We start from the raw sequence: 14226 nt of genomic DNA on the forward strand, positions 1-14226 counted from the left end.
TCGAAAAGAGATTGACAACAGATAGCCATTGATTTAGTATTGCAAGCATAAATTAATTTTTTTGCCATTTAAATTTAACTTAAAATGAGGAGTATCTTTATGAATTCAATGAAAATCAAACAAATTATTATTATTAGACAGAGGGCTTGAAGCTTGTTTTGAAAAAAACAGTTTGAGGTCCTGTTTGACATTTGTTGAGTGGGACGCTCCAAACGTCTCACTTCTAAGAAGTGAGACGTTTTTTATTAGCTGAAAGACCTATTAATCTAACGAAGGAGTTGTTCAAAATGAATGTAACCAAAGTAAAATTTAACGCATCAGCTGTTTACAATGTCAAAACGACGGAGGCACCACAAGCAATTGGCCCCTATGTACAAGCAAAAGTCGTCAATGGTCTTTTATATGCTTCTGGCCAAATCGCGTTAAATCCTATGAGCGGAGAATTGATCGGAAAGACGATTGAAGAGCAGACCCAACAAGTATTATCAAATGTAGGAGGATTGTTAAAAGCAGTGGGGGCTGATTATGATCAAGTCATCAAGACTACATGCTTCTTAAAAAATATGAGTGATTTTTCGATCTTCAATCAAGTTTATGAGCAATTTTTTATGAATGAAAAACCTAGTCGTTCTTGTGTCGAAGTTGCTGCATTACCTAAAGATGCTCTAGTAGAAGTCGAAGTTGTGGCGATGATCGAATAAAAAATTCGTAAAAGCCTTGGCTTTTACGAATCTATTTTAAAGCTTTAATAAGAAAATAAATAGGATAGCTGCAAGGGTTTGAACCACACCTACGGATAATCCATAAATCAAAAAACGTGGACCTTCTTTAAGGAATTTCCGAAAATCTAAACGCAGACCGATCGCGGCTAAAGCAATCGTCTCAAACCATGTACTGATGATATGGGCAGTTTGATTAAGGATGTTTGGTAGTGGGAAAAAGCTATTTACAATACAAATTATTAGAAATCCCATCACATACCAAGGAATCGGAAATTTCTTTTTCGTTACTTGAGCAGATACAGTACCGCTGCGTCGAACCTTTTGTTCAAATGAAAAAACGACAACGACTAAAAAGATGATCCGAGTGATTTTGAATAGCATGGAGAATTGAACAGTTTCGGGACTAATCAAACTAGCACCTGCGACCACTTGACCCACAGATTGGAGTGTTCCGCCTAATAAAGCACTTTTGCCTAATGAGTCATTGCCGTACAAAGCAATCCCTAAAAAAGGCAATGTAAGCATCATTATAGTACCCAGTAGATTTACTAGCGTAATGATCTGACCTTTTTCTTCATCATTTGCTTCAATGGACGGGGCGATCGCTCCGATGGCAGAGGAACCGCAAACGGCATTTCCACCGGCCATCATTAACGCCATTTTTTCGTTAAAGCCCAATTTGCGACCAATAAAATAAGTGCCTAGGATCACAGTTGTCATGATCAAAATAATAAAGCACAATCCTTTGAGCCCCATTTGACTAATAGTTTGGAAAGTCACAGTGAATCCTAGCAGGACAACGGAATATTCTAGTAAGCGACTCTCTGAAAATTTAGTTCCTTGAGCTAAAATAGGTTGTTTAAAGATAGTATTTCCCAGAATAATTCCTAATAAAATAGCAATTGTTGCACCGCCAAGTTTTGGTAGTAAAAGAGCCAGTAGTTTAGCTATTATTGCAACCCCGATCGATAATCCTAAACCAGGAAGTATCTGATTTGTTTTAGCTGTTCCATTTTTTGACATAAAAAAATCCTCTCTAAAAAAACTATGATTGTTTATTTGATAAATTTATTATAACTGAGAATTAACATTGGTATAATTTATTGATATAATAGTTTAAATAGAAAAAACTGATGGAAGTGATTGCAATATTTAAATGGTTAGAAACATTCAAAGTCGTTTACGAAACCAAGAACTTTTCTAAAGCTTCGGAAATTTTATTTATTTCACAACCAACCGTTTCAGCGCAAATTAAACAACTGGAAAATGAGTTGCGTACACAATTGTTTATCCGTAATGGTCGTAAGGAAATCATCGTTACTGCGCAAGCTGAACTCTTGTATGAGAGAGTCAGTGATTTGATCGATGATTGGGAGAAAATACAGCAAGCGGTTCAAACGGATCAAAATCAAGTGATACATTGTGTGATCGGAGCCTCTCATACATTTGCTAATTATGTTCTGCCTAAATTAATGATCGAGTTATATCAAGCATTTCCTCAGATGCATTTTAAAATCAAAATGATGAACTCGATGGAAGTCTTGCAAGCTCTAGAACAACATACGATTGATTTAGGATTTATCGAAAAACCTCTTTCTAGTAATCAAATCACCCGCTACCCATTGATGGAAGATCAACTCGTATTGGCTGGTGATGTACTAGCTGGTCCATGGTTGGTTCGCGAAAATAGCTCCGGTGTGTATTATTATACGAAACGTTTTTTAGATGAAAAAGATATCAAGCAACCCACAATCGAAATCCAGAATAATGAAGTCATCGTTGGGTTGCTGAAACAAGGATTTGGCTGTTCCGTGATTTCAGAACGTGCGGCTGCCGGAATCGCTTATCAAAAATTAGACGATAGCTTTAAACGAAAATTTTATCTAATCAAACGAAAAACAAAATCAGTCGAAGAAATCGAACGTTGTGCTGAATTTGTCACTAAGTGGGATGAACCATTCTGATTAAGAGCATAGAGATGGTATACTTATTATATTGATTAAAAGTAGCTAGCTTCTTCGAGCGAGAATAGGGAGGATATTAGATTGAAAAAGGTTAGTTTATTACTAGGATTGATTGTCGGTTTATTTTTGTTACCCGTCTCAGCAAAGGCTTCGGGAATTGCGATGTCACGAATGTATAACCCGAACAGCGGGGAGCATTTTTATACGGCGAACACCTATGAACGAGATAATTTAAAAAAAGCTGGGTGGCGTTATGAAGGAATTGGTTGGAATGCCCCTTCAACTGGTAATCCTGTCTATCGTTTATACAATCCAAATGTAGGAGATCATCATTACACATTAAATGCAAATGAGCGTGATAATTTAAAAAAAGCTGGCTGGCGTTATGAGGGGGTTTCTTGGTATTCTCCAAGTAGTGGAGCTCCTCTTTATCGATTGTATAATCCCAATTCACGTACTGGGACTCATCACTATACTCTGTATGCCTATGAGCGAGATGATTTAAAAAAAGCTGGGTGGCGCTATGAAGGAGTTGCTTGGAATGCGATTCAAGACAGTTCTGCTAATTATGTTTTATTGAATGCTCCTTATATCAATCAAAACTCTGCTGGCATGCCAATGGGATGCGAAGCAGCTTCATTATTACAGGCTTTACAGTTGAAAGGCTATGCAAAAAACTATAATTTAAAATCTTTTATCAAGGAAATGCCATTAGCAGCAGATAATAATCCTAATAATGGTTTTGCTGGTCGTCCGGATATAGTGATGAATAATGTTTATCAATCTATTTTTCCAGCTCCGCTAGCTAACTGGGGCAATAAATATGGTAAAGCGGTTAATATCTCTGGGAGTTCTACAGCTACATTAAAACAAGAACTAAATAATGGAAACCCAATAGTGGTTTATGTTACCTTGAATTTTGCGAATCCTCAATATGGATCATATTTCTGGGGAACGGGTATCAATAATGCACATGTCATGACGCTAGATGGGTATAATTCAAATAATAATACGTACCATGTTTCAGATCCTAATGCAGGTAAATACTGGGTTTCTGCCAGTAAATTTGAAACAAGCTACAATCTAAAAAAATATGCAGTTGTAATTCGTTGATCTGCAACCTTCATCTAATCGGATGAAGGTTTTTTATTTTGTCAATGCAGTTTCTTAAAAATCAGCCGAAAGTCTGAGGTGAGGTTTTTAGCAAGTGCTATACTTAAGGCACACATATAATAAGGAGTGGGGAAAATGAAAAAAACAGGATCGGGTGTTATTGTCGGGATCGTTGTCGTTCTTTTAGCGATTGGGGTATATGGTGTTACTACATATAATTCATTGGCTGCTGAAGAAAATAATGTTGAAGCAAAGTGGTCTCAAGTAGAGAATGTTATGCAAAGACGGGCGGATTTGATTCCAAATCTAGTCAACAGCGTCCAAGGCAGCATGAATCATGAAGAAAAAATTATCAAAGAAATCACGGATGCACGTAAAGCCTATAATAGTGCTTCAACTCCATCAGAAAAGAATGAAGCGAATAATCAAATCGAACAGAGTTTAGGAACGATGGTCAACGTGATTCAAGAAGATTATCCTACATTAGCTTCAAATGAAAATGTAAAAACATTGATGGTACAGTTGGAGGGAACAGAAAATCGTATTTCTGTTGAAAGAAAAAATTACATTGAAGAGGTCAATACGTACAATCAAAGTTTAGTGCGTTTCCCCAAAAATTTAGTCGCAAAGGCGTTAGGATTTGATAAAAAAGCAAATTTCAAAGCAGACGATAGTGCCAAGGTCGTGCCAGACGTTAGCTTTGAATAAGAATGGGTGAATAAAATGAGGAAGGGTCAAAATACTTCAGGAGAAGCATTGGAGCAAGAGGTTGTTGGTAATTATCAAAAAATCAAAAAACGAAACAGCTTGATTAGCTTTGTTTTATTGATCGTCTTACTGATCAGTAGTTATTCGTGGGTTCAATTGATCGCTGATGAGGAGTATCCGCAGCAAAAAGCGGCATATACTAAACAATTAGCAAATTTGGATCAAGAGCGAGAAGCGATTTTGTCAGGTAAAAAAGCCACTGTCAGTCAATCATTCACGACTACTTTGAATGAGAATCTAGCAAAATTAAAAGAATACCCGCAACAAGCTGATAATTATAAGGTTGCAATCAAAGGGACTGAAGGACAATTAACCTTGAACAAAAATAATATCTTTGTCTCTGATAATGCCAAAATGCTTAGTTCTGAAACTAAGCAAAAAATTTACCAGTTAAACAAACAATTGGCGGCTAGCACAAATGGTGCTCAATTAGAGGTGGTCACTGTGTCTGAATTGCCTCGAGGTGAAGATATTGAATCCTATGCGAATACAATTTTTAATCAATTAGGGATCGGGAATAAGAATGAAAATAATGGTGTCTTGTATTTGATTTCTCTAGCGGACAAAGAATTTCGCTTAGAAGTTGGTTATGGCTTGGAAGGCTTGATCCCCGATGGCAAAGCCGATGATTTGATCAATGATGATAACGTGGTCGATGATTTTAAAGATGGAAATTATGATCAAGCAGTGGGAACAGTCGTAAACAATGTCTTTAATATCATGAATACCAAAACAGCGTTAGTCGATTCTCAAATTAAAAAAGTGAAGAGTGAACAAACAGAGCTCACGGCTACTTATTGGGGCAGTATCGTCATCGTTGGTTTCATAATCGCAGCTAGTATTGTCATGATCATCAATTTAATTAGAGGACGTATCTTATTAAAAGAAAAATATTTACTTTATCAAACGGACACAGCTTATAGTCAAAGCAATGAACGTTGGAGTCAAAAAATCAAAAATACCGAATTGTATTTTATTTTATTGAGCGGGATTCTATTGGCAAAATCAAAACGCTCCGTTGAATATGCGGTAGCACAAGGGAATCTATTACGAAACCCCGCAGCTAAGAAACAAATGCTGGGACGAATCTTGATTGGGGACACCTTATATGCAGGGAATGGCGATATTTTGACGACTGCTTATTTAGCTTCAAATTATAATACCAGTAATTGGTCTAACAATAATGGCGGCTCTGGCGGTGGCTCTTCATGGGGATCTTTTGGCGGTGGCTCTTCGGGCGGCGGCGGTGCTTCGGGTGGTTGGTAAGATAGAATAAAAAGAGTGCATAAATTATGTACTCTTTTTATTTTTTGAAAAAAATGAATCGGTCCAGCTAAATTAGACTTCTTTTTTAGTTAATTTGGCTATAATATAGGGAAAACATATCTGACTTTGATAAATTGTCCGTTGCAACGGACAAAAACGAGTGAAGCGTTTTCTTTTTTAGCAGTTATGATAAAGACAGGAAGGGGAGGTCAATAGCCATGGGAGCAAAGAAAGATCGTGAACAAAGGCTCTTACTACTTCTAACTAAACGACATGACTATATAACGTCCGAAGAATTAGCGGAACATTTAGCAACATCACAAAAAACGATTTACCGCTTAATCAAAAAAATCAATGAGACCTATGGTGAAGGACTGGTTCAGTCAGAAAAGGGGCGAGGCTACAAATTAAACTACGAAAAATATATCGGCCAGACCACTATTCAGCCGAGTCAACGAAGTCAATATTCACCGCAAGAGCGGAGAAACCGCGTGATGGAAGAACTGTTACTATCTTCCCCGCACGCTAAAAATGTCTACAGTTTATTCGAAGAATATTATGTTGGGGAATCAGTGATTTTCAGCGATGAACAACTGATCGTTGAGCACTTGCAGCATTATGATTTAAAATTAGAGCGCAAACAACGGACATTAGCTGTTCTAGGAAAAGAAGCCAATATCCGACGTGCCATTGCTGATTTGATCCAAATGCACAATATCATTGAAATCGATGAACTAAAACATAATGCAGAACTTAATTTTAATCATTACGATGTTTTGTTTATTTTAGATCAAATAAAATTGATCGAAAAAGAATTAGAGATGACGATACCCTATCCTTACAACATCAATATTTTTTCTCACTTATATATTTTGATCAGCCGTTTACGGAAAGTTCATCATCTATCTAACAATGAACTGAGCCCGCTCTCAGACAAAGAGCAAGAACGCTTAGAGCAAGATCAAGCATTATATCAAGTGGCAAAGGCAGCAATTGCCAATGTTGAGAATTATTTACACAATAGTCTGCCAGAAGCAGAGGTATATTATCTTTACCAATACCTGACTTCTTCAAGAATGCAAGGCTCCTTGAGTAAAGTGACGAAGTTCTCTACCCGCGTAGTTGAATTGACGAACAAGTATTTAGACGGAATGAGTGAGCGGCTACATATCCCAATCAAAGGGGATTCGATCTTCTTAGATTTAGGTAATCATATCAAACCAATGATCAATCGGTTAGAGCATGGTATCCATGTAAAAAATAGTTTGTTGGAGCAAATCAAAATGACGTACGAAATGATTTTTTCTTACGTTACCGAAGTTTCCGCAGAAATAAGCCAAGAATTTTCACTCCCAGAAATCAATGAAGATGAAAATGGATTTATTACATTGTATTTTGCTCGGATCATTGAAACCAATCAATTGCCGATTCGCACGGTGATCATGTGTACGACAGGTGTAGGGACATCAGAACTTCTACGAGTCAAAATCGAGAAAAAATTTCCAGAACTAGAAATCGTTGATGTGATCGCAACGAGAGATGCACAACGATTTACAGAGAAATATCCAGGAATCGATTTGATCTTAACCACGATCAATGTTAGTGATAGGATCCCGGTACCTTCATTATTAGTCAGTGCAATGTTCACCAGAGATGATCAGAACAGATTACAAAAGAAAATCGAGGCGATTTATGATGAACGATAAATTTTTCACGATTTTCTTAGATCAAAAGCTGACAACGAAAGAACAGATCCATCGATTTATCGCGGAATTTGCCAATTCTGATGCAGTAGAAGAAATCATTGGTTTATTGCAGCGGCGAGAAACAGTTGGCAATACGATGATCGCTGAACATGTGATTTTACCTCATCTAGAAAGTACTAAAGTGAAACAAAGCCAAGTTTTAGTCATTCGTTTAGTTGAACCCATCGATCTTGATGACGAAACACCAGAAATTCAATTGATCGTCACTATCTTATTAAAAAGTGAGGAAGAACAAGCAACAAAACAAAAAATTGCTCAATTCACTCGCCGCTTAGCAGATGATGATTTTTTAGCAGAATTACTTACGAATCCATCAGAAAAAAATATTTATCAATTATTATAAGAAATCAGGAAGTATTCCTGATTTTAACAACAATAAAAATGTGAACGCTTTACTAAAAAGTAATCAATTAATTAGGAGGAATTTATTATGAAAATCGTTGGAGTAGCAGCATGTACAGTAGGGATCGCTCATACATACATTGCACAAGAAAAATTAGAAAATGCAGCTAAAAAAGCTGGACACGAAATGAAAGTTGAAACACAAGGAACGATCGGTATCGAAAATGAATTGACACAAGCTGAAATCGATCAAGCGGATATCGTGATCTTAGCCATCGATGTAAAAATTTCTGGTCGAGAACGTTTTGAAGGCAAGAGAGTCATTCAAGTTCCAACGGAAGTAGCAGTCAAATCACCAAATAAATTAATCGAAAAAGCGCAAGAAGTTGTCGCTCAAAAGGTATAAACAGTCAAGCAGCAGTTAGCTGGTTGCGCTAGAAGGAGGATCTTAAAATGGAAGTAAAAGATATTGTCGATGTAGACATCGTCAAAACGAATATGAATGCTAAAACGAAAGCGGATGCATTAAATGATTTAGCTAATCAACTCTTGGAAAGTGGTTATATCACAGAAGTAGATGGGTTTATCAAAGATATCTATGAACGGGAAGCAGAAGGTCAGACAGGAATCGGTAATTATATCGCGATTCCTCATGGCAAGAGTGCATATGTCAAAAAAGTAGGTGTAGCAATCGGAATCAATCAAGAAGAAATTCCGTGGGAAAGTCTGGATGGGAAAGGAGTAAAGGGGATCATTTTATTTGCAGTCGGTAATGATAATGAAGGTGCTACAAAGCATTTGAAGTTATTATCACTGTTTGCTAGAAAACTTGGAAATGATGAAGTAGTTGGTAATCTGTTGCAGGCGAAAAAGCCAGAAGATGTTGTCGAAGCATTTGCTTAAGTTAATGGAGGAAGAAAAATGAAAACAATTAAACAATTAAAGCTTAAAGAACATTTATTGACAGCTATCTCATACTTGATTCCGATTGTTTGTGGGGCAGGATTCCTGATTGCGATCGGGATGGCCTTTGGCGGAACAAGTCAAGACGCCTTGATTCAAGGGCAATTTTCTATCTGGGACGCATTAGCCACGATGGGTGGAAAAGGTTTAGGTTTATTGCCAGTCGTTATTGCTACAGGGATTTCTTTCTCAATTGGTGGAAAACCTGGGATCGCACCTGGCTTTATTATTGGATTGACAGCAAATGCTATCGGAGCAGGATTTATCGGCGGGATTTTAGGCGGTTATATCGCAGGTTATTTAGTTTTAGCAATTTTAAAATATGTCAAATTGCCAAATTGGGCAAAAGGTTTGATGCCGACTTTAGTTATTCCGTTTCTAGCATCACTTGCTGGTGGTCTGATCATGGTTTATATCATCGGAGCACCGATCGCAGCATTAACATCATTATTGACTAACTTTTTAGATGGTTTAGGTAACTCATCATTATTGATCTTTGGTGGTGTGATCGGTCTATTGAGTGGAGTCGATTATGGCGGTCCAATCAACAAAACGGTATTCGCTTTTGTATTGACGATGCAAGCTGAAGGCGTGAATGGACCGATCACTGCATTGCAATTAGTTAACACGGCAACTCCAATTGGTTTTGGTTTAGCGTATTTTGTCGCAAAATTATTTGGCAAAAATATTTATACAAAATTAGAAGTAGAAACATTGAAGTCAGCTGTTCCGATGGGTGTGATTAATATCGTTGAAGGTGTCATCCCATTAGTAATGAACGACATCGTTCGCGGTGTAGTCGCTACAGCTATCGGTGGTTTTGCCGGTGGAGCAACAACGATGATCCTTGGAGCGGATGCTACGGTTCCATTTGGCGGGGTCCTGATGATTCCGACCATGTCGCGTCCTTGGGCTGGAGTGATCGCCATCTTAGTCAACGTTGTAGTAACTGCAGTTGTTCTTGCAGTGATCAAGAAAAATGTTACAGCTGAAGATGAGTTGTCTCAAGTAGAAAAAGAAGAAGCAGATATTGATTTAGAAGATATTCAAATTTTTTAGGAAAGTGTGACGATAAATGAGAAAAGTAGAATTTTCACCTTCGTTGATGACGATGGATTTAGATAAATTCAAGGAGCAAATCACTTTCTTGAATGACAAAGTAGACTCATATCATATTGATATTATGGATGGACATTATGTACCGAATATTACATTATCCCCTTGGTTTATCGAAGAATTGCGAAAAGTGACCGCACTACCGATGTCTGCTCATTTGATGGTGACAGATCCAAGTTTTTGGGTTCAACAATTGATCGATTTAAATTGCGAATGGATCTGTATGCATGCGGAAGTACTAGATGGCTTAGCCTTTCGATTGATTGATCAAATCCACGATGCAGGATTAAAAGCAGGTATTGTGATCAATCCTGAAACACCGATCGAAGCGATTTTCCCATACATCGAGTTAGTCGACAAAATTACAATTATGACGATCGATCCAGGTTTTGCTGGTCAACGTTTTATTGAAAGCACATTGGATAAAATCGTTGCTTTAAGAGAACTGCGTGATGAAAAGGGCTATGACTATGTAATCGAGATGGACGGTTCTTCTAATCGAAAATCTTTCAAACGCATCGATGCAGCGGGCCCAGATATTTATATCATTGGTCGCAGTGGACTATTCGGATTAGATGAAGACATCGCAAAAGCGTGGGATATCATGGAAACAGATTATGAAGAAATAACAGGCAAGAAAATTTCTTATGAAAAAGTGAACTAAAAAAGAAGCTTGGAAAAAGTAGACGCTACTTTCTCCAAGCTTCTTTTTCTTTAATTCTCGAATTGAGCTTGATGCAATTGATAATAACGACCTTCTAAAGCTAGTAGTTCGTCGTGAGTTCCTTGTTCGACGATGTTGCCGTCATCTACGACTAAAATCAAATCTGCTTCACGAATCGTTGATAAGCGGTGAGCAATGATGAATGACGTTTTATTGAGCATCAATTGTCCCATCGCTTCTTGGATCTGCAATTCAGTTTGTGTATCTACGTTCGATGTCGCTTCATCCAGAATCAATAAATCTGCATTCAAGATCATTGCGCGAGCAATCGTCAATAATTGTTTCTGTCCTTGGGAAATCGCCAAACCATCTTCACTCATCATGGTATCGTACCCTTTTGGCAGCTGCGTAATAAATTCATGTATATGAGCTGCTTTGGTTGCACGGATCACATCTTCTAAAGTCGCTTGTTCATTGCCGTAAGTCAAGTTTTCAAAAATCGTTCCGGTAAACAACCAAGTATCTTGTAAAACCATCGCATATTGCTTACGCAAACTATTTCTAGTGGCTTCCTTGATATTGTGACCATCTAAATAAATCGCTCCATTATCAGGATCATAAAAGCGCATCAATAAATTTACGATCGTTGTTTTTCCAGCACCAGTTGGGCCGACGATAGCAACGACATTGCCAGCAGAAATCTCAAATGATAAGTCTTTGATCACCGGTTGATTTGCTTGATAACCAAAATTGACATGATCAAAACGAACATTTCCTTGAGCTGTTTTAAATACATAAGCTTGTTTAACATCTTGAACTTCGGGTTCTTCGTCTAATAATTTAAAAATTCGTTCAGCAGCTGCAATCGATGATTGAAGATCACTGAAAATATTTGCTAATTCATTGATTGGTCCAGAAAATTTACGCGAGTAAAGCACAAACGAAGAAAGTTTTCCTAAAGTCAGATGGCCAAATAGAAATAAGAAAGCTCCTAAAATACTGATCAATGATAAGGATACATTGTTGATAAAATTGACAGAAGGACCGGTCATACTGCCGTAATACTCCGCATTATAATAGGCAGACATTGCCTCATCATTCTTTTTACCAAAACGAGCAATCATCGTTTTTTCTTGGTGATACACTTTAGTTGTTTGTTCACCAGATAAAAGTTCTTCGGCCATCCCGTTTAACTCACCCAGTTCAGCGGAACGTTTGCGAAACAGAGGTTGGAATTTATTTGTTAAAAAACGGGTAAGTAAGATCGAGGCGGGGACAGTAATTAAGAAAATAGTTACCATCAATGGAGAGATGATCAGCATCATCACAAATGATCCAATAATGGTCACTAAACTACTTAATACTTGAACCGAATCACTAGCCAAAGAAGTATTGATCGTATCAATATCATAACTCATTCGACTAACGATATCGCCTGTTTGATGTTGGTCAAAATAACCGACTGGAAGTGAGACGATTTTATCAAATAAATCCTTTCTTAACCGATACGCTGTTTTTTGACTTAGATAGATCATCAAGCGACTGATTCCATAACTTAATATCGCTGAAGCGACATAAAAGAAAACCATCAGTAAACAATAGTAAAAAACTTTTTGAAAGTGGACATGGCCTTTACCGATTTGGATCGCATCGATCGCATAACCAGAAAGTAGTGGACCGACTAAGGCAAATAAATTACTGGCGATCGTTAAAATCACTGCTAAAAATAATAGCCATTTGAATTGATATAAATAGCCCCACAAACGAAGGAGTGTTCCTTTTTTTATATTATTCTTCTTCAAGTACATTTCCTCCTGTCTGACCTTGATAGATTTCTTGGTAAGTGGTATTTGTCGCGAGTAATTCCTCGTGAGTACCATAACCAATCATCTTTCCTTTTTCCAACAATAAAATTTTATCGGCATGTTGAATCGAGCTGATTCTTTGGGCAATCAGTATTTTAGTAGTTGAAGTAAAGTGCGTTCGAAGTGCTTTGCGTAAATTAGCATCTGTATGGTAATCCAGTGCACTGGAAGAATCATCTAGAATCAAGACATCCGGTTGCCCAATCAAAGCGCGAGCTAAAAGGACACGTTGTTTTTGACCACCACTCAGATTTTGTCCTTTAGCTTCTAAATGATGATCTAGCCCATCAGGTAATTTATCGATAAATTCACGTGCTTGAGCATTATCGATCGCTTGTTGCAGTTGTTCTTCTGAAAAAGAACGCCCAAACAAAATATTTTCGCGAATCGTATCTGCGAAGAGGACATCTTTTTGTAAGACAGCACCGATATTCTGATGCAAGGCATCCAATGTGTAATGTTTGATTTCTTGGCCATCAAACAAGATTTGACCAGAACTTCGATCATATAAACGCAGAATCAAACTAGCAATCGTTGTTTTTCCGCTTCCGGTTGCCCCCATGATCCCCAACGTTTCGCCACTGGCAATACTAAAACTAATGTTTTCGATCGCCGGTCCGCCGTCTGGATAGGCAAAAGTCACATCTTCAAAGACTAGTTTTGTTGCGTTATTTGTCCGTTGCGTCAATGTACCAGGAACGACAGCAGGTTTTTTTCGTAAGACTTCATCGATCCGATTTGCAGAAGCAATTCCGCGAGAATACAAAACAAAGATTCGTGTGATCGACAGCATCGCATTCAAGATGATCGTGAAATAAGTTAGAAATGCAACGATCACTCCAGGTTGCGTCAGTCCAGCATTCACTCGATAGGCACTGACTAAGATGACTAGTGTCAATCCAAGATTTAAAAATAGATCCAGTAAAGCAGGTGAAGCCGCGAGTGTCACATTCGCAGTGGTTTCTGCGTTCACGAGTGATTGATTGACGGTTTCGAAACGTTTGCGCTCAAAAGATTCTTTTGAGAGAGCTTTGATCACTCGTGCGCCGGTCACATTTTCTCGTACAGTCAAGACGAGTTGATCGACTTGCTTTTGTAATTTCCCAAAAAGTGGAACACCTTTTTTAGAAATATGTGTGACCATCACAAAAATAATTGGCATCACAGCTACCAATACCAAAGTCAAAACGGGATCTAAAGTAGTAGTGATCAAGATACCACCGACAAGTAAAATCGGTGCACGAATCCCCATTCGCATCATTACACCTAAAGTTAGGTGGATATTATAGCTATCAGTAGTTACTCGTGAGACGAGTGAAGATACGCTGACTTCTTCGATTTGGGTGGTATCTAAATAAGAAATTTTATGGAAAAGGTCATCGCGAATATTTTTCGTGGTATCTTTAGCGATTCGCGAGACCATTCGATTGGCGATCACATTTGCCCACAAAGCAAAAGCTGATGCAGCTAACATGACGCCACCCCATAAAAGAATCTTATGAGGATCTTTTTCTGGAATGACATGATCTAAGATAAAGGCCAATGTCCAAGGCAAGACCAATTCCATCATTGTTCCAAGAAATTTTATCAAAACGCCGATTGAAACGCGTGAGCGATACGGCTTCAGATAATGAATGATTAGTTTCATAGTAGCTCCTTAATGAAATATATTTTTTA

14 protein-coding genes are annotated in these 14226 nt (G+C 37.8%); 11 read left to right on the plus strand and 3 right to left on the minus strand.

The window, feature by feature from the left end; all coding sequences use genetic code 11:
- Positions 1-287 precede the first annotated feature (287 nt).
- Positions 288-701 (plus strand): Rid family detoxifying hydrolase, encoded by a 414-nt coding sequence (locus tag ACKTSC_RS06300; protein ID WP_407857140.1) that lies wholly within the window; start codon positions 288-290, stop codon positions 699-701.
- A 36-nt stretch (positions 702-737) separates the two neighbouring features.
- On the opposite strand, the gene ACKTSC_RS06305 is transcribed toward ACKTSC_RS06300, so the two are convergent.
- Positions 738-1745, minus strand: a complete 1008-nt coding sequence (locus tag ACKTSC_RS06305; RefSeq protein WP_407857141.1) for a YeiH family protein — start codon at positions 1743-1745, stop codon at positions 738-740.
- Positions 1746-1855: 110 nt separating this feature from the next.
- Between ACKTSC_RS06305 and ACKTSC_RS06310 the strand changes: the two genes are divergently transcribed.
- The 10 genes from ACKTSC_RS06310 to alsE all read left to right on the plus strand — a co-directional run bounded on the left by ACKTSC_RS06310 (position 1856) and on the right by alsE (position 10684).
- A complete protein-coding gene (locus tag ACKTSC_RS06310) occupies positions 1856-2686 on the plus strand; it encodes a LysR substrate-binding domain-containing protein (RefSeq protein WP_407857142.1) in 831 nt (276 codons plus the stop codon).
- An 81-nt stretch (positions 2687-2767) separates the two neighbouring features.
- On the plus strand, positions 2768-3799 hold the full coding sequence (locus tag ACKTSC_RS06315; protein ID WP_407857143.1) for a C39 family peptidase: 1032 nt from the start codon (positions 2768-2770) through the stop codon (positions 3797-3799).
- 135 nt (positions 3800-3934) lie between these two features.
- Complete coding sequence (locus tag ACKTSC_RS06320) at positions 3935-4507, plus strand: LemA family protein (RefSeq protein ID WP_407857144.1); 573 nt, start codon at positions 3935-3937, stop codon at positions 4505-4507.
- A 15-nt stretch (positions 4508-4522) separates the two neighbouring features.
- Positions 4523-5833 carry a TPM domain-containing protein gene (locus ACKTSC_RS06325; protein ID WP_407857145.1) on the plus strand — a complete coding sequence of 437 codons (1311 nt, stop codon included), beginning with the start codon at positions 4523-4525 and terminating at the stop codon, positions 5831-5833.
- A gap of 218 nt (positions 5834-6051) precedes the next feature.
- Positions 6052-7539 (plus strand): BglG family transcription antiterminator, encoded by a 1488-nt coding sequence (locus ACKTSC_RS06330; RefSeq protein ID WP_407857146.1) that lies wholly within the window; start codon positions 6052-6054, stop codon positions 7537-7539.
- Entirely contained in the window at positions 7526-7942 is a 417-nt protein-coding gene (locus tag ACKTSC_RS06335; RefSeq protein WP_407857147.1) for a PTS sugar transporter subunit IIA, read from the plus strand. The genes ACKTSC_RS06330 and ACKTSC_RS06335 overlap by 14 nt, the downstream gene beginning before the upstream one ends.
- A gap of 87 nt (positions 7943-8029) precedes the next feature.
- Positions 8030-8347, plus strand: coding sequence for a PTS fructose transporter subunit IIB (locus ACKTSC_RS06340; protein ID WP_071857973.1), 318 nt, complete (start codon positions 8030-8032; stop codon positions 8345-8347).
- Positions 8348-8394: 47 nt separating this feature from the next.
- Positions 8395-8844: a fructose PTS transporter subunit IIA gene (locus tag ACKTSC_RS06345; RefSeq protein ID WP_332581262.1), complete on the plus strand. Its 450-nt coding sequence runs from the start codon at positions 8395-8397 to the stop codon at positions 8842-8844.
- Between the two features lie 18 nt (positions 8845-8862).
- On the plus strand, positions 8863-9963 hold the full coding sequence (locus ACKTSC_RS06350) for a PTS fructose transporter subunit IIC (protein WP_407855831.1): 1101 nt from the start codon (positions 8863-8865) through the stop codon (positions 9961-9963).
- A gap of 16 nt (positions 9964-9979) precedes the next feature.
- Entirely contained in the window at positions 9980-10684 is a 705-nt protein-coding gene (gene alsE / locus ACKTSC_RS06355; RefSeq protein WP_407857148.1) for a D-allulose 6-phosphate 3-epimerase, read from the plus strand.
- Between the two features lie 50 nt (positions 10685-10734).
- On the opposite strand, the gene ACKTSC_RS06360 is transcribed toward alsE, so the two are convergent.
- Positions 10735-12492 carry an ABC transporter ATP-binding protein gene (locus ACKTSC_RS06360; protein WP_407857149.1) on the minus strand — a complete coding sequence of 586 codons (1758 nt, stop codon included), beginning with the start codon at positions 12490-12492 and terminating at the stop codon, positions 10735-10737.
- Complete coding sequence (locus ACKTSC_RS06365) at positions 12473-14197, minus strand: ABC transporter ATP-binding protein (RefSeq protein ID WP_407857150.1); 1725 nt, start codon at positions 14195-14197, stop codon at positions 12473-12475. The genes ACKTSC_RS06360 and ACKTSC_RS06365 overlap by 20 nt, the downstream gene beginning before the upstream one ends.
- Positions 14198-14226: the final 29 nt, after the last annotated feature.

The organism is Enterococcus hailinensis (assembly GCF_045862035.1).
GTDB classification, from domain to species: Bacteria; Bacillota; Bacilli; order Lactobacillales; family Enterococcaceae; genus Enterococcus_A; species Enterococcus_A hailinensis.